Raw genomic sequence first — 16,604 nt, forward strand, 5'->3', positions numbered from 1 at the left:
TTAACTACTTTTTGATGATGCCACTTAACAAACTAGATATTTAACAAACTAAATGTTGTTACGCGCGTTTTCCATTACAGCTTTCATGTCAGCTACTGCTTTGTTCAAACCATCAAAGACAGCACGTCCCATGATTGAGTGACCGATGTTTAGCTCGTAGATTTCTGGTAGTGCCGCAATTGGCGCCACGTTGTGGTACGTCAGGCCGTGACCGGCATTCACCGTAATACCTAGATCGTCTGCGTAGCTTGCGCCAGCCGCAATCTTTTTCAGCTCATCTTGTTGGTCTTCTTCTGTTTTCGCATCAGCGTAGTGACCAGTGTGAAGCTCAATGAACGGTGCACCACAAGCTTTTGCTGCATCAATCTGTTCGCGGTCAGCATCGATAAACAGCGACACTTTAATACCAGCTGCAGATAGCTTTTGCGTAGCCGCTTTTACTTTCTCAAGCTGACCAACCACGTCCAAGCCACCTTCAGTAGTTAGCTCTTCACGCTTTTCAGGAACAAGACAAACAAACTCAGGCTTAGTATCTAGTGCAATCTGAACCATCTCATCCGTCACTGCCATTTCTAAGTTCATGCGAGTTTGGATAGTTTCAGCCAGAATGCGTACATCGCGATCTACGATGTGGCGACGGTCTTCACGCAGGTGAATGGTGATGCCGTCAGCACCAGCTCGCTCAGCAATTTCAGCTGCGTGTACTGGATCTGGGTATTTAGTACCACGTGCATTACGTAGTGTTGCAATATGGTCGATATTAACGCCTAAAAGGATTGAGCTCATTTTCCAATACTCCGTGCTCTAGAAAGACCTGCTCTTGGCAAAAACAGTTCTCTACTTTTTAATGGTTTGCCGCCAAGATACGGCTTTAAGGCTATGCGTGTAAAGCGTTTTGCCGCTTTTAACTGCTCTTTAGTGATAAACCTACGTTCGCTGATCGCAATAAGTTCATCGCCCATAAAAGTTAGGTTGTCTCGTCGCACTGAAGCAATGAAACCTTTCTGCTCTCGATAGCGATAAGTCATTGTTGGATCAATCGGTTCGCCAGTACCTGCACAGTGTAAAAAGTCGACGCCATAACCCATAGCAGATAGCAGTGCCAACTCAAAGCGACGCAGTGCTGGCTCTGGATTTTCATTATGCGCCAGCTCTGTTAAAGCATGAAGATAGTCGTGAAAAAGAGCAGGCATTGGCACTTCAGCCATCAGCACTCGGCCAATCAGCTCATTCACATACATTGCGGAGTAGAGGTTAATACCAGTGAGAGGCAAACCTAAACTGATAGGCTCAGCTTGGCGCAGTGTTTTCATTGAGCTATTCCCCGACCACTTCAGTAATAGAGGCGTAAAAGGCTGCAACGCTCCTTTTAAATTGGAACGCTTGCTACGAGCACCTTTCGACATCAACGTTACACGGCCAAACTCTTCACTGAAAATATCCAGTATCAAGCTCGACTCGCTATATGGCCTGCGGTGCAATACAAAGCATCGCTGTAACCCTTCGCTCAATGATTCATCCTTCTTGCAGATACAAAAAGAGAGAGTTCGCACTCTCTCTTCAACTCACTATTTTGATTTCACATCCAGTTCAGGAAAGTGAAGTTCAATCTAGATTATAGATCGTCGATGTAGCCTAGTGAACGAAGTGCACGTTCATCATCAGCCCAACCAGATTTAACCTTAACCCAAGTCTCTAGGTAAACCTTACGACCGAATAGCTCTTCCATATCGATACGTGCTTCGCGACCAATCGTTTTGATCTTCTCGCCCGCTTTACCAATCACCATTTTCTTCTGACCAGTACGTTCAACAAGAATTAGCGCATTGATGTGGAAACCATCGTTGTCTGGATTGTAGTCGAAACGTTCGATCTCAACCGTTACCGAGTAAGGTAGTTCATCACCCGTAAAGCGCATCAGCTTTTCACGGATAATTTCAGACGCCATAAAACGCTGCGAGCGATCCGTCACATACTCTTCTGGGAAGTGGTGTGTCGCTTTAGGTAAGTGTTCACGTACGTGCTTACGCAGTACATCAATGTTCTTACCTTGCTTCGCCGAGATTGGCACAACATCAATGAAGTCCATCTTCTTCGAGACTTCCATCATGTGCTGCATCACGTTAGTACGGTCTTGAACGTTATCTACTTTGTTGATGCAAAGTACAACTGGGAAGTTAGTCTTCTTCAGCTTGTTCAGAACCATCTCATCGTCTTCAGTCCAGTGAGTACCGTCAACAAGGAAGAATACTAGGTTCACATCACTCAGTGAGCTGTTTGCTGCACGATTCATCAAACGGTTGATTGCACGCTTTTCTTCAATGTGAAGTCCAGGAGTATCAACGAAGATCGCTTGGTAATCACCTTCAGTTTCCACGCCCATAATACGGTGACGTGTCGTCTGTGGTTTACGTGATGTAATAGAAATCTTCTGTCCCAGAATATGGTTCAGAAGCGTCGACTTACCTACGTTGGGGCGACCTACAATAGCGATGAAGCCACAGTGTTGGTTTTCCGGTAGGCTAGGTTGTTTGCTATCAGATGAAAAGAATGCATCGATATCGAATTCTTGGTTGTTATCAGACATTGCTTAGTTGCTCTAATGCTGTTTCAGCAGCCGCTTGTTCTGCCTTGCGGCGGCTAGTGCCTTTACCGATAACAGGTTTATCCACACCTGCCACTTCACACTCAACCGTAAACTCTTGGTTGTGTGCTTCACCTTTAATATTAGTCACTGTGTAGACAGGTAGAGGATTTCTTCGACCTTGTAAGAACTCTTGAAGACGAGTTTTCGGGTCTTTTTGAGATACTCCAGGCTGAATAGCTTCTAGGCGAGATTGGTACCAGCTTAAAATAATGCCGCGAACCGTCTCGGTATCACTATCTAAATAGATAGCGCCGATGATCGCTTCAACAGCATCCGCTAGAATAGAATCACGACGGAAACCGCCACTCTTCAACTCACCTGGACCTAATTTTAAGTAATCTCCTAGTTCGAATTCACGGCCTAGTTCTGCCAATGTATGACCACGTACTAATGTCGCGCGCATGCGGCTCATATCACCTTCGTTTACCTTAGGAAAACGGTGGTATAGATCATCAGCGATAACAAAACTTAAAATTGAATCGCCCAGAAACTCAAGACGTTCGTTATGTTTACCAGCGGCGCTGCGGTGAGTCAGCGCCAAGTGGATAAGATCGGCATCATTGAACTGATAGCCAATCTTTCTTTCTAGTTTATCAATTGGAGAATTCATGCTCTCTCGATGTGTTAATTGATCGATTAATGAATCCCACCGATGCGATTAAAACGCACACCAGTAGGAATCCATGTTGGAAGTACACTGTCGGAACCACGTTCGAATTCGAAACTGATCCAAATAGCAACGGCCTTACCAACAAGGTTTGCTTCAGGGACGAAGCCCCAGTAACGGCTATCAGAACTATTGTCACGGTTATCCCCCATCACAAAGTAATGGCCTGCTGGAACAACCCATTCGTTAACACCGTTGCGAGGTTGATATGCATGCACACGATCACGACGCAGTGGGTTAACTAAGATTTGGTGCTCTACGTCTCCAAGCTGTTCATTCAGCTGAATCAGAGGCACACCGTCTTGAATAAATTGGCTCTCTTCTACGTGACTTAGTTTCACAGGTTTACAGCTACTTGTACCTTTCGCTTGGATACAGATTTCTTTACGACTGCTGTAACGAATAGTATCACCTGGCAAACCGACAACACGCTTGATGTAATCGATGCTTGGGTTTGGTGGATACTTGAATACCATAACGTCACCACGTTCTGGCTTGCCAGTTTCAACTAATTGAGCGCGCCATACTGGGTCTTTAAGACCGTAAGCGTACTTCTCTACCAAGATGAAATCACCAACCAAAAGCGTTGGCATCATCGAGCCAGATGGGATTTGAAACGGTTCATAAATAAATGAACGCAAGATCAAAACAAATGCAATTACCGGGAAAATGGACACACTGTTCTCAACCCACCAAGGCTGAGCCGTAACTTTTGCGCTGGTTTCAGCGTCTAGGCCATTGGTTTGTGCTTCCACATCAGCAAGCTTCTGCTGGCGTTTCTTCGCCCACACAAACTTTTCCAATGCCCATACAATGCCGGTCACTAGAGTTAAGAGCACTAAAAAGAGCGAAAATTTGTTAGCCATTGATATCCCTTAAATTTCATTTCTTTAAAAATAACGAAAGTGAAAGAATAGCGAGCTACCCTTTCACTTTCAATTATTCGTTTATCGTTGGATAAGCCTAGTCTTTGCCAACGTGAAGAATTGCTAAGAATGCTTCTTGAGGCAGCTCTACGTTACCGATCTGCTTCATACGCTTCTTACCTTCTTTCTGTTTCTTCAGAAGTTTCTTCTTACGACTCACGTCACCACCGTAACATTTCGCGATTACGTTCTTACGCAGTTGTTTAACTGTAGAACGCGCGATGATGTGGTTACCGATAGCCGCTTGAATCGCGATATCAAACATTTGACGAGGGATGAACTCTTTCATCTTCTCTACAAGCTGACGACCACGAGTTTGCGATTGATCTTTGTGTGTAATCATCGCAAGTGCATCAACCGTGTCACCGTTTAGAAGTACGTCTACACGAACCATGCTTGATGCTTCAAAGCGTTGGAAGTTGTAATCCAGTGATGCGTAACCACGAGACGTTGATTTCAGACGGTCGAAGAAGTCCAGTACTACCTCAGCCATTGGAATATCGTATACAACCGCTACTTGGTTGCCGTGATAAATCATATCAACCTGAACACCACGCTTCTCAACACACAGTGTGATTACGTTACCTAGGTAATCAGAAGGTACTAAGATATTACAGCGTGCAATCGGCTCGCGAATCTCGTTGATATCATTGATAGCTGGCAGCTTAGCTGGACTATCAACATACAGTTGAGTGCCGTCTGTTTTTTCAACTTCGTATACTACGGTTGGTGCTGTTGTGATTAGGTCTAGGTCGTATTCACGCTCTAGACGCTCTTGGATGATCTCCATGTGAAGCATACCCAAGAAGCCACAACGGAAACCGAAACCAAGTGCTGCTGAGTTCTCTGGTTCGTAGAATAGAGAAGCATCGTTCAGACTGAGTTTACCTAGCGCATCACGGAAGTTTTCGTAGTCATCAGATGATACTGGGAACAGACCCGCGTATACCTGTGGTTTTACTTTTTTAAAGCCTGGTAGCGCTTTTTCACAGCCGTTTTTAGCCAGTGTTAGCGTATCACCAACCGGTGCACCTAGGATATCTTTGATACCACAAACAACCCAACCTACTTCACCAGTATTTAGTTCAGTAGTATCTACCTGTTTCGGTGTGAAGATACCTAGACGGTCTACACCCCAAACTTGGCCTGTGCTCATTACTTTGATCTTGTCGTTCTTCTTCAGAGAACCGTTCTTGATACGAACAAGAGAAACAACACCAAGGTAGTTATCGAACCAAGAATCGATGATCAGCGCTTGCAGTGGCGCTTCAGGATCGCCTTCTGGAGCAGGAATTGCTGAAACAATGTTTTCTAGAACATCGTCAACACCGATACCTGTTTTCGCAGAACAGCGCGTTGCTTCCATCGCGTCGATACCTACGATCTCTTCGATCTCTTCAGATACGCGCTCTGGATCAGCTGCTGGAAGGTCAATCTTGTTGAGGATTGGCACAACTTCCAGATCCATTTCGATCGCTGTGTAACAGTTTGCTAGAGTCTGAGCTTCTACACCTTGACCAGCATCGACAACCAATAGTGCGCCTTCACAAGCCGCAAGAGAACGTGATACTTCGTATGCGAAGTCAACGTGTCCCGGAGTATCGATGAAGTTAAGTTGGTAAGTTTCACCATCTTTTGCGGTGTAGTTTAGTGTCACACTCTGAGATTTGATGGTGATGCCACGTTCACGCTCAAGATCCATCGAATCAAGGACTTGCGCAGCCATTTCACGATCGCTTAATCCTCCACAAACTTGGATTAGACGGTCAGATAGGGTCGACTTACCATGGTCGATGTGGGCGATAATCGAAAAGTTACGAATGTGCTTCATAATTTGGTGTGACAAACTCTTTAAATTAGGACGGTAAGAAAGCCGCAAAACTATTTAAAAATAGCTAACGGTGGCGGCATTTCAATCAAGTTGGCAGATTCTACCCAATTTAACAGCAAGACGCATCATAAATTAGACGAGCGGCTCACCTAGGATTCGAATCAATACGACTTCTTGCTTGGATTTGTCTTCCATCGGTTTAGCGAGTCGCTTCGCTAAAGCAATACCACCAGCTGTAAATAGGGCTGCACTCAGTATAACAATCCCCTCGCCCCCTTGAAGTAAGGGTTGTAACAAGAGTTGTCCAATGCCAGCACCAACCATCAACATGAAAAGTGGGATGAGATAAACAATAGCTGCAGACTGAAGCAGGCTTTTTTCAGGAAAGCCGATTTCTACAATCTGACCCGCTTTCACAAGGCTTTTGGTTTTTAATTGCCAAAACAAGGATTTGTTGCCAACCGCTTTGGTGACAATGCCAGTGCCGCAGCTTTTTTGTGAAGAGCAGCTGCTGCAACTGGTTTGTTGTTCGCAGCTCAGTTGAACAAAGTATTGCTTACCTTTTTGTTCAACTGAGCTAACGGTAGCCAGCGCGGTCATCATTGCGCTGATACCTGATGATTGAAAGTCACAGATTGAGCGATACGCTTAGCTGTCGCTGGCGGGATATCACCCACGACAGACACCTCTCTGTCGCCAATCACTAAGCTGTGCAAGGTTCTGCGTCCTTGACGTACCAACTGGCCTTTCAATGAGTGTTCGTCTTTGTCGGCGATATATACCGAAAAGCTAAATAATCCATCGCTGAAAAGCTGACTCTCGACCATTTTATCGGTCGCTGCCATTTGGTAACGGCTCAATTCTTTTGACTTAAACCCTTCTGGCACCCATGAAGCTTGCCAGTCGGTCTCACTCACCAAACCTTCAGGTAATGATAAAACCTTCGGCAGTTGCGCTTGGTTTAAGCCGCCCATGGCTTCAGCGATTTTATCGTTCACCACGTAAGAGATTGTTCGATACTGTTCCAGTATTTCACCATCACGGTCTAATAGGTCGGCACGTAGAGGAAGACTGGTTTTCTCGTCTACCCAAACCACGTAAGAGTAACGAAGGCCATCTTTTGGCACTACGCGTAACACTTGAGTAGTGCTGCCCGCTTCACGAGAACGCCCAACTTTTACAAAGTCGTAGTACTGATTCAGGGATTCAATATCTCGATTGATCATCGGAATAACAGGCGCAACCATACTGCCTGACTGGATCGTAAACGGCTCTGTACCCGGTTCGATGTAGCTCACTTCATTACCGCGACGAATCACTTCACGAACAGGGCCACTCAGGTAAACAAGGTGTGCGAGTTGTTGGTCGTCGTTAACCGCATGGCGATAAACAAGAGGTTCAATACTGCTCTTCTTGATCAGTATGTAAGAGAGTTCGTAATTTAGATGCTGACTGGCCTCGTTCATTTGATGCAACAACGCCTTTGCAGTTGTTTCCTCTGCAAAGGCTGTTGGAGACATCAAGCTGAACAGTGTCAGTGCACTGACCAGGATTTTCTTCATTCAATGTCCGATTCTAGATGTGCATCTTCCATAGGCGACGCATCACTGTTTAATCTTAGTTGTAGCTCATAATCTTCTAGCATTGCATGAACGCGTTTGCGCTGCTCTTGCAAGTTTGCTTCAGAAGCCGGTCTCTCTACAGAGTCACGCGTTAAGCTCACTGGCTCAGCCGATCCTGCAAATGGAATCGTCTGAAGTACAGGTAACTGTTCTGGTGCCGCTGGGTCGCTGCCACCATATTGTTGAACACCTAATACAACTGCTAATGAAACACACGCTGCCACAGCAACTTGTCCAAACTGTTGTAACCACGCAGGAAGCTGACGCTTCGCTTGCTGAGGCTTTGGTTGCTCTTCAATTGGAGCAACAGTAGGTTCAACATTCACTTGGTGCTGGTTTGGCATTGCACTGTGTGCAGGCTCATCTTCAAGCGCAGCTGCCACACTACCAGCAATGTTCCAATTTTTAGTTTCTGGCGCATCCCCACGCATAACGTCACCAATTAAGTGGTAACTCTGCCAGGTATTCATGCTTTCTTGATCAGATTCTAGGTCTACAATGAGAGATTTATCGATCGTTTCACCATCCATGAGTGCCGAAAGCTTTTCTTTATCAGCCATTATTTTCACCATAATTATTACAAGTTCTAGCGTTGCAAAAGAGGTTTAATTTTCTTTTCCACCGCTTCACGAGCTCGGAAAATACGCGAACGTACGGTTCCTACAGGGCAATCCATTACTTCTGCAATCTCTTCGTAGCTCAAACCTTCAAGCTCACGCAGCGTCATTGCAGTTTTTAAGTCTTCAGGTAGCGCTTCAATCGCACCAAAAACAACTTGCTTCAATTCTTTTGACAGCGTTAAGTTCTCAGGGTTCGATATTTCTTTTAACGCGCTGCCTGTTTCGTAATATTCAGCATCTTCTGCATCTACATCCGTTGCGGGAGGCCTACGGCTCTGGGCAACGATATGATTCTTAGCGGTGTTCACGGCAATTCGGTACAACCATGTATAGAAGGCACTCTCGCCACGAAAATTAGGTATCGCGCGGTAAGCTTTAATAAAAGCTTCTTGTGCTACATCAGGTACATCACCGGAATTATTCACGTATCGAGAGATAAGATTACAAACTTTGTTTTGATACTTAACCACTAGTAAGTTAAATGCTTGCTTATCTCCACTCTGAACTCGCTCAATCAACACTTGATCGGTTAGCTGCTCGTTCATTCGAGCGGGTACTCCTATTGTTATAACCCTCACCTTCACAGATATGGGTACTAATTATGCGAAATGTAGTATTGACACCACCGTCTACAAGAGCACTATTGTGACTAAGCCAAATACCGAAAGTTCCAACTTTCTTAAAATTATTTGCCATTATTGTTTCACAATGTGATGTAATAAAAATAGCTATCCCTATCAATTTGGGGAAACTTGAGCAAAAGCAATGGTATTGAGCAATTAAATATTTCTAGATAGCTGTCTATATCTTGATTTTGCATAGCGTTTTAGGACGACTCTGGGGAGATTATAACAGTCTTACCGCGACTCCTAAAACAAGACAAAGTCAATTGAGAGTGGACAACTCGACTATAGCCCGGGATTTAATAAGTTTTATGAACGCAAACCGTGAACATCAGTGTGATGTATTAGTGGTAGGAAGTGGTGCGGCAGGCTTGTCATTAGCCTTACGCGTAGCAGAACATGCAAAAGTAATTGTATTAAGCAAAGGACCACGCAGCGAAGGATCGACGTATTACGCACAAGGCGGTATCGCTGCGGTGTTCGATGAGTCTGACAGTATTGAGTCTCACGTTGAAGATACTCAAATTGCCGGGGCTGGGTTATGTGAAGAAGATACAGTTCAATTCATTGCTGAAAATGCTAAAGAGTGTGTGCAATGGCTGATTGATGGCGGTGTTCCATTTGATAAAGATGAGAACAGCACTGATGGTCAACCTAAGTACCACCTAACTCGTGAAGGTGGCCACAGTCACCGCAGAATCCTGCACGCTGCCGATGCAACCGGCATGGCAATGCAAACTTCACTGCAAGATAACGTCAAGAATCACCCGAACATCGAGATCTTCGAGCGCCACAACGCGCTTGACTTGATCACTGAAGATAAAATTGGTGGCTCGAAAGACAAGGTTATTGGTGCCTACATCTGGAACCGTAACCAAGAACAAGTAGAAACCGTACGCGCTAAATTTGTTGTACTTGCTACTGGCGGCGCATCCAAAGTTTACCAATACACCTCTAACCCAGATGTATCTTCTGGTGATGGTATTGCGATTGCTTGGCGTGCAGGTTGTCGTGTAGCAAACCTAGAGTTCAACCAATTCCACCCAACCTGCTTGTTCCACCCAGAAGCGCGTAACTTCCTACTAACGGAAGCGCTACGTGGCGAAGGCGCATACCTGCGTCGCCCGGATGGTACACGCTTCATGAAGGACTTCGACGAGCGTGGTGAATTGGCGCCTCGTGATGTGGTTGCTCGCGCGATCGACTTCGAAATGAAGCGATTAGGTGCAGACTGCATGTACGTCGACATCAGCCACAAACCTGAAGAGTTCATCACCGCGCACTTCCCAATGATCCACACTCGCTTGATGGACTTGGGTATCGATATGACTAAAGAGCCGATCCCGATTGTTCCTGCTGCGCACTACACCTGTGGTGGGGTGATGGTCAATAAAGATGGTCAAACGGATCTGCAAAACCTCTACGCGATTGGTGAGGTTAGCTACACTGGCCTGCACGGTGCGAACCGTATGGCATCAAACTCACTACTAGAATGTGTGGTTTACGCGTGGTCGGCAGCAAAACACATCGTTGAGAACATTGAACAGTCTCAGTTGTGTGCTGAACTTCCAGCATGGGATGAAAGCCAAGTCACTAACAGTGATGAAGAAGTTATTATCCAGCACAACTGGCATGAACTTCGTCTATTCATGTGGGATTACATGGGTATCGTACGTACAGACAAACGTCTTGAGCGCGCAATGCGTCGTATTCAGATGTTGCAGCAAGAGACTCACGAGTATTACAGCAACTTTAAGGTGTCGAACAACCTTCTAGAACTGCGTAACCTACTTCAAGTCGCTGAGCTAATGGTTCGCTGTGCGATGCAACGTAAAGAGAGTCGCGGCCTGCACTATACATTGGATTACCCAGAGCTTGCTGAAGACAGTGGCCCAACGATTCTGACACCAGAGAAACGTCAATCGTAATCTGGCGCATTCGCCAACAATGAAAAGTAATCAAATGGAAGGGAGCCTAGTGCTCCCTTTTCTTTTATCTCACGGCTAATCGATTACTTTAGCTGAGCGAACGCATTCGTTGTAAGTTCGCCAAAAAGTGCCGATATTCTTGATCTTGGCAACTGTCTCGCCATAGCAGTATCGAGTGACCGCATTCAAATCGTAATTTTATAAAGAATTGCGCCCAAATCTGGTCGACGGACTTTAACTTGTAAAGCTGATCATTAAGCCGCACCTCACCATCACCCTTATAATCAAAACGCCCTTGAGCACTGGTGATAAGCATATGATTGGCACGAAACAGATTGAAGGATAAATAAAGACAATAAAGGCTGACAGCCAATGGAATAGAAGAGACAACGATGAAAAACAAAAGGCACCCGAAAACAGTGCCTTTTGTTAATAATGCGAAATGCGAAGGGTTGAGCTGGAGCTTAACGAACCTTGCTGAGGTTGTGTGCGACAATTTTATCAACCATTGATGCATGACCTAGGTTTTCACTGCGGCCGTGGCCCATCACCCAAGTAAACAAGTCTGGATCATCACACTCTAGTAAAGAAACAAACTCGCGCTGTTCCTGCTCTTGCAATGAATCAAAACACTCTTCGAAAAATGGCATGATGACTACATCAAGTTCTAACATGCCGCGACGGCAACCCCATTTAATTCGTGCTTTCTGCTCTGCAGTGTACATTGGCTATCCTCACCTATAATTTTTCTTTCTTGGAGTGTAACAAGTCATACGCTCTGCAACTACTATGTGGGTCACAGTCCCTATCTCAGCTCACAAAAAAACCTAGGCTGACAAAGAAACAGAACAGGATTAACATAGAGCCAAATAAAATTCTTAGGAAAGATAAAATGGATTGGAAAAACACCTTTCAGCCGCACGCTCATACGCAAAATGATTCGCTTCCAGAACTGATGATGACACATGTGTCAGACTGGAGTGCAATTACCATGGTAGGCGATGACAAAAAATCGTACCTACAAGGTCAAGTAACGTGCGACGTCGTGACTCTTCCTAATGATGAATCCACATTAGGCGCCCACTGTGATGCAAAAGGAAAGGTATGGAGTATCTTCCGCCTATTCCACCACAACGGTGGTTATGCGCTTATGCAGCCTAAGTCTGCGATTGAAGTTGAGCTCTTAGAAATCAAAAAATACGCGGTCTTCTCTAAAGTCGATATTGAGCAAACCAGCGATGTGGTTATCGGTGTGATGGGCGCAGCTGCGGATCAATACATCGACTCAATTTCAGAGAGCCAAGGTAAAGTTCGTGCGATTTCAGGCGGTACAGCCGTTAAAGTTGCAGAAAACCGCTGGGCTCTGCTTGTAACAGAACAAGCTGCAGAAGCTTTGGTCACTAACAGTTCTGCGGAGAAAGTCTCAGAGGCGCTATGGCAGTATCATGAAATTATCGATGCTCAGCCTCACCTAACCAAAGCAGAGCAAAATGAGCACATCCCTCAGGCACTTAACCTGCAAGCGATTGGTGGCATTAGCTTCACCAAGGGCTGTTACACGGGGCAAGAAACAGTAGCTCGCGCTAAGTACCGTGGCATGAACAAACGTGAAATGCGCATTGTTTCTGGTCCGACTGCGGAAGTGCTAACACTAGAGAGCCCTATTGAGCTAGAGCGTAGCGTGGGTGAAAACTGGCGTGGTGCAGGTCGACTGATCAACGTATATCAATTTGCTGACAACCAAGCGATTGGTCTAATGGTTCTGCCGAATAACCTGGATGACGATGTTCAACTGCGTTTGACAGCACAACCTGATCAAATCTGGAATATCCTGCCACTGCCTTACAGTCTTGACGACGAGTAATTACGTGGAAACAGTGATTACACAATGGCTAGACCAACAGCAGGTGAACTATCGCCTGCTGTTACAAAGTAAGCCAACCACCAGCATCGAAGAAACCGCGCAAGAACGAGGCATCGCCCCATCTCAAATGGTGAAATGTATTCTGCTCAAAGACATGGGCAATCAATACGCGCTAGCGTGCACCACTGGTGATCGCTCAGTCGATCCGAAGAAAGTGCGCTCAATTCTAAATTGCCGCCGAATGACTTGTGTTCCGCTAAGCGATGTAGAGTCCATCACTGGTTTTAAGATAGGTTGTGTTGGCCCTCTTGCATTAAAAAGGCACATGCCGATCATCTTTAATCCTTCGATTCAAAACAATTCGACGGTGACCATCAGCTCTGGGGATCGAATGGCAGGTATTGCTCTGGATCCCGATGATCTCATAGCCCTATGCGCGCCTATCATTACAGAGATAAGCCGATGATCAGATCAAAGCAGTAACTGATCGCAAAGTCACATTCCAGTTTTCACTAGATACATATTTATTGTGAAGTTCGTCATAAGATAAATAGATTAAAGTTAAATATTTAATCAAAATTAAAGCATAAGTAGTCACAAGTAAAAAACTGCGTTATTGTGGATTTACTGACTAGCCCCTAGGCAAATCAGTACAAGTGAATCCACTGAGTAACATCAGTATCCACTTTTGTGTAATGCATCTGTGACTATTCGCCCGTTTTAGACGGGCTTTTTTTTGGTTCATCGCGGATTAGCGGGAACTAAAAACAAAAACGGTAGTAAGTGATATGGTTTAGTCGCCAAACAAAAATCATACACAAACTACCGTTTTCATGCCGAATCATACTTTCCTATCTTCATTCTGGGAAGGCTTTCAAGTCGTAAAGTCTCACCAGACAGCATCACTTATTACCCTGACTCTTGAACCGAACTCTGAGGCTAAGTGCCTTTGTGGTCTCGAGGCCGAGGCTATTCATGAGTATCAATGGCGTCATGTAAAAGAAGCCATGTTGCTCGGTGTTCCTGTTGTTCTTTCTGTTCAAACGCGAAGAATCAAGTGCCGTGAGTGTGGCATAAAAACAGAATCTCTATCTTGGTTGGAGCCTTATGCTCGTATAACGAAGCGCTTAAGAAGCTATATAGAACAATTACTGCCTCTTCTTCCTATTAAGCATATCTCCCGGTTAACGAACGTTCATTGGCACACCATTAAAGAGATAGATAAATCCCGACTTAGAAAAGTGGTACCGCCAGTGAAATGGGAGGAGCTAAGGCAACTCGTCATGGACGAGTTCGCCATCTTTAAAGGGCATCGATATGCCACGGTCATCGCTGACGCTAAGACACACCAAGTCATTTGGATAGGGTTAGGCCGAAGCCGTAAGGACATACGGCCGTTCTTCGAGCAACTAGGCAAGCATGGCAATAATATCGAAGCGGTCGCAATGGACATGAATACGGCTTTTGATCTTGAAGTTAAAGCACACTGTCCGAACGCAAAAATCGTTTACGACTTATTCCATGTTGTTGCTAAGTTCGGTCGAGAGGTGATGGATAGAGTCAGAGTCGACCAAGCCAACAAACTCAAGCAAGATAAAAAAGCGAGGCAATGGATCAAGCGCTCACGCTGGGTGTTGCTAAAAAACAGGGGTAATTTGAATACACAGCAAAACAGCTATCTTACCGAAATATTGAATATCAATAAGGACTTAATGACCACTTATATACTCGGAGCACAACTCAAAGAGCTTTGGTATTGTGAATCAGAAGTACATGCTAAAGGGCTCTGGGAGGCGTGGTGGGCACAAGTACAAGAGAGTGGAATTAAGCCATTGAAAGAGTTCGCACGAAAACTAAGGCCTTATCTTCACGGCATTATCGCATCTGCGAGTTATCCGCTTAACACCTGCACATTGGAAGGGATAAACAACAAGATAAAGCTAATCAAGCGAATGGGATATGGGTATCGAGATACAGACTACTTCTTCTTGAAGATAAAAGCGGCTTTCCCCGGAAAGCCGCGATGAACCTTTTTTTTGTCTTAATTTTACAATTTGATTACACAAACAAAAAAATCCCGCCTATTCTTATAATTGTCACATTTAAGCTGCTTAATACCGAACAGGAAAGTTCACGGCAGTTCACTACTCAGTATTATTTTGGGGAGGAGCTCACGGAAAAATAGATATTTACTGTAGAAAGTGCTTAGAACAGCACAAATATCTAATTAACGTCAACGCTACTGCATATTACTCCATGCTTATCACAATTATTATCTCGGAGTTTTCTATAATGTGCAGGCTAGGTAAATATAAGGATAATTAAAAATGAGACTGTTTAAGCGCTATACACCGAGTATGATTGCTAAACATGTAAGTCGACTTTTCAAAGGACGAATCTACATTTACGGCGTAGGGAAATTTGAGTTCGATAACGGTAAGCTAGTGCTGCCAGACCGAGCAGAGAAACGCCACTTTGAAACAGTGAAAGAAATAAATAGTGAAATTATGAAGCTGCGCTGTGCTTACGCATAATCAAATTATCTAGAGAATTCAAAACAAAAAGGGTTGGCTAACGCCAACCCTTTTTTCGTACCAATGATTCGAACGAAACTTTGGTGCGAAACATTGGAAACAAAGTCATTATCGATGAATCACAGGGGGCTTCGCTAAGTCAGGAAGGTTACCCGCAAGTCCTAAAGCTCGCTTCATGATTTCATCTTTCGCACCAGGTAATTGACCTGCGAGCTTCATACCGATACCACGAATCAGCTTCTTCGCCGGATTATCGCCTTCAAATAGGTCTTTAAAGCCCTGCATCGATGCAATCATCTTCGCGGCTTCTGCTTTTCTCCAACGCTCATAACCACGTAAGTTACGCTTGGTACCAATGTCCTCGCCCGCAGCCCAGAGCTTTAACAGCTCTTGTGCTAGGCTGGCAGCATCTAACAAGCCAAGGTTAACGCCCTGCCCTGCAAGCGGGTGAATGGTATGCGCGGCATCCCCCACCAAAGCCACACGCTCTACTGCGAAGTCTCTCGCATATCGCATGCGCAGCGGGAACGCAAAACGTTCTCCAACCACTTCACACAAGCCTAGTTTAGAGTCGAATTCAGCTGTTAGCTGTTTATTAAACTCCGCATCCGACATAGATACGAGCTTCTCGGCACGATTCGGCTCAGTCGACCAAACGATAGAGCTCATGTTACTCGGCTGCATTGGTAAAAATGCCAATGGGCCTTGTGGTGTAAATATTTGACGAGCCACACTATGGTGCGTTTCTGCAGTTTTAACGTTCGCAACAATTGCACTGTGTCCGTAGTCCCAATGTGTTAGAGGGATATCTTGCTGCTTGCGAACCCAAGAATTAGCACCATCTGCACCAACGACAAGCTTAGCCGTCAGTGCTTGACCATTGTCTAAAGTCAGCCACGCTTCGCTTTCACCAATTGCCATTGTTTTGCACGTCGCTGGCATGTAGAGACTGACGTTTTCTTGCTTTTTAACCTGTTCAAGCAACGCCAATTGAATCACACGATTCTCAACAATATGACCTAAATTAGGCTGCGCTAAACGCGTTGAGTCAAATTCAATACGAGCGAAGCTATCTTGTTCCCACACTTCCATCGCTTGATAAGGGGCTGCACGTCTTTGCTCAATTCCCTGCCACGCACCTAGATTACGCAAAATCACTTCACTAGAACGGCTCAATGCAGAAACACGTACGTCAGGCAGTTCATTAAGCCCTTCGCTTGGTGCCTTGCCTTCAATTACAGCCACTCTCAGATCACTGTCTTTCAAAGCCGCTGCAAGGGCTAAGCCAACCATACCTCCACCAACAATTGCGATATCAACACTTTGCATCATTATTTATCTA

Annotated in this window: 18 protein-coding genes; 5 read left to right on the top strand and 13 right to left on the bottom strand. The window is 45.1% G+C overall.

Annotation, left to right across the window (positions count from 1 at the left end):
• Positions 1-48 precede the first annotated feature (48 nt).
• The 10 genes from pdxJ to rpoE all read right to left on the bottom strand — a co-directional run bounded on the left by pdxJ (position 49) and on the right by rpoE (position 8,858).
• Positions 49-786, bottom strand: a complete 738-nt coding sequence (gene pdxJ, locus OCV52_RS13270; RefSeq protein ID WP_004739038.1) for a pyridoxine 5'-phosphate synthase — start codon at positions 784-786, stop codon at positions 49-51.
• Positions 783-1,511, bottom strand: coding sequence for a DNA repair protein RecO (gene recO, locus OCV52_RS13275; RefSeq protein WP_032498827.1), 729 nt, complete (start codon positions 1,509-1,511; stop codon positions 783-785). The genes pdxJ and recO overlap by 4 nt, the downstream gene beginning before the upstream one ends.
• A 104-nt stretch (positions 1,512-1,615) precedes the next feature.
• On the bottom strand, positions 1,616-2,587 hold the full coding sequence (gene era / locus OCV52_RS13280; RefSeq protein ID WP_004739035.1) for a GTPase Era: 972 nt from the start codon (positions 2,585-2,587) through the stop codon (positions 1,616-1,618).
• Positions 2,580-3,257: a ribonuclease III gene (gene rnc / locus OCV52_RS13285; RefSeq protein WP_004739034.1), complete on the bottom strand. Its 678-nt coding sequence runs from the start codon at positions 3,255-3,257 to the stop codon at positions 2,580-2,582. The genes era and rnc overlap by 8 nt, the downstream gene beginning before the upstream one ends.
• Before the next feature lie 26 nt (positions 3,258-3,283).
• Positions 3,284-4,180 carry a signal peptidase I gene (gene lepB, locus OCV52_RS13290; protein ID WP_137408047.1) on the bottom strand — a complete coding sequence of 299 codons (897 nt, stop codon included), beginning with the start codon at positions 4,178-4,180 and terminating at the stop codon, positions 3,284-3,286.
• A 97-nt stretch (positions 4,181-4,277) separates the two neighbouring features.
• Complete coding sequence (gene lepA / locus OCV52_RS13295) at positions 4,278-6,071, bottom strand: translation elongation factor 4 (protein ID WP_008223960.1); 1,794 nt, start codon at positions 6,069-6,071, stop codon at positions 4,278-4,280.
• Between the two features lie 132 nt (positions 6,072-6,203).
• On the bottom strand, positions 6,204-6,674 hold the full coding sequence (locus OCV52_RS13300) for a SoxR reducing system RseC family protein (protein WP_137408046.1): 471 nt from the start codon (positions 6,672-6,674) through the stop codon (positions 6,204-6,206).
• On the bottom strand, positions 6,671-7,633 hold the full coding sequence (gene rseB, locus OCV52_RS13305) for a sigma-E factor regulatory protein RseB (RefSeq protein WP_008223961.1): 963 nt from the start codon (positions 7,631-7,633) through the stop codon (positions 6,671-6,673). The genes OCV52_RS13300 and rseB overlap by 4 nt, the downstream gene beginning before the upstream one ends.
• The gene (locus OCV52_RS13310; protein WP_137408045.1) at positions 7,630-8,253 is read right to left on the bottom strand and encodes a sigma-E factor negative regulatory protein; all 624 of its coding nucleotides are present in this window, start codon (positions 8,251-8,253) and stop codon (positions 7,630-7,632) included. The genes rseB and OCV52_RS13310 overlap by 4 nt, the downstream gene beginning before the upstream one ends.
• Positions 8,254-8,279: 26 nt before the next feature.
• Entirely contained in the window at positions 8,280-8,858 is a 579-nt protein-coding gene (rpoE, locus tag OCV52_RS13315) for an RNA polymerase sigma factor RpoE (RefSeq protein ID WP_008223963.1), read from the bottom strand.
• A gap of 389 nt (positions 8,859-9,247) precedes the next feature.
• Here rpoE and nadB point away from each other — a divergent pair, with 389 nt between their 5' ends.
• Entirely contained in the window at positions 9,248-10,864 is a 1,617-nt protein-coding gene (nadB, locus tag OCV52_RS13320) for an L-aspartate oxidase (RefSeq protein WP_137408044.1), read from the top strand.
• A gap of 88 nt (positions 10,865-10,952) precedes the next feature.
• Here nadB and OCV52_RS25585 read toward each other — a convergent pair whose 3' ends face one another.
• Positions 10,953-11,381: a protein YgfX gene (locus OCV52_RS25585; RefSeq protein WP_315973341.1), complete on the bottom strand. Its 429-nt coding sequence runs from the start codon at positions 11,379-11,381 to the stop codon at positions 10,953-10,955.
• On the bottom strand, positions 11,329-11,589 hold the full coding sequence (locus OCV52_RS13325; RefSeq protein WP_004735374.1) for an FAD assembly factor SdhE: 261 nt from the start codon (positions 11,587-11,589) through the stop codon (positions 11,329-11,331). The genes OCV52_RS25585 and OCV52_RS13325 overlap by 53 nt, the downstream gene beginning before the upstream one ends.
• A gap of 167 nt (positions 11,590-11,756) precedes the next feature.
• On the opposite strand from OCV52_RS13325, the gene ygfZ reads away from it, so the two are divergent.
• The 4 genes from ygfZ (at position 11,757) to OCV52_RS13345 (ending at position 15,262) form a co-directional block, all read left to right on the top strand.
• Positions 11,757-12,728: a tRNA-modifying protein YgfZ gene (gene ygfZ / locus OCV52_RS13330; protein WP_137408043.1), complete on the top strand. Its 972-nt coding sequence runs from the start codon at positions 11,757-11,759 to the stop codon at positions 12,726-12,728.
• 4 nt (positions 12,729-12,732) lie between these two features.
• Positions 12,733-13,194 carry an aminoacyl-tRNA deacylase gene (locus OCV52_RS13335; RefSeq protein WP_137408042.1) on the top strand — a complete coding sequence of 154 codons (462 nt, stop codon included), beginning with the start codon at positions 12,733-12,735 and terminating at the stop codon, positions 13,192-13,194.
• Positions 13,195-13,561: 367 nt separating this feature from the next.
• Positions 13,562-14,755, top strand: coding sequence for an ISL3 family transposase (locus tag OCV52_RS13340; RefSeq protein WP_261900840.1), 1,194 nt, complete (start codon positions 13,562-13,564; stop codon positions 14,753-14,755).
• Between the two features lie 300 nt (positions 14,756-15,055).
• The gene (locus OCV52_RS13345; protein WP_004739018.1) at positions 15,056-15,262 is read left to right on the top strand and encodes a DUF1107 domain-containing protein; all 207 of its coding nucleotides are present in this window, start codon (positions 15,056-15,058) and stop codon (positions 15,260-15,262) included.
• A 108-nt stretch (positions 15,263-15,370) separates the two neighbouring features.
• Here the strand turns inward: OCV52_RS13345 and OCV52_RS13350 are convergent, their stop codons facing one another.
• Positions 15,371-16,594 (bottom strand): FAD-dependent 2-octaprenylphenol hydroxylase, encoded by a 1,224-nt coding sequence (locus tag OCV52_RS13350; protein WP_137408544.1) that lies wholly within the window; start codon positions 16,592-16,594, stop codon positions 15,371-15,373.
• Between the last annotated feature and the right edge of the window lie 10 nt (positions 16,595-16,604).

The organism is Vibrio chagasii (assembly GCF_024347355.1).
In the GTDB taxonomy this organism is placed as follows: domain Bacteria; phylum Pseudomonadota; class Gammaproteobacteria; order Enterobacterales; family Vibrionaceae; genus Vibrio; species Vibrio chagasii.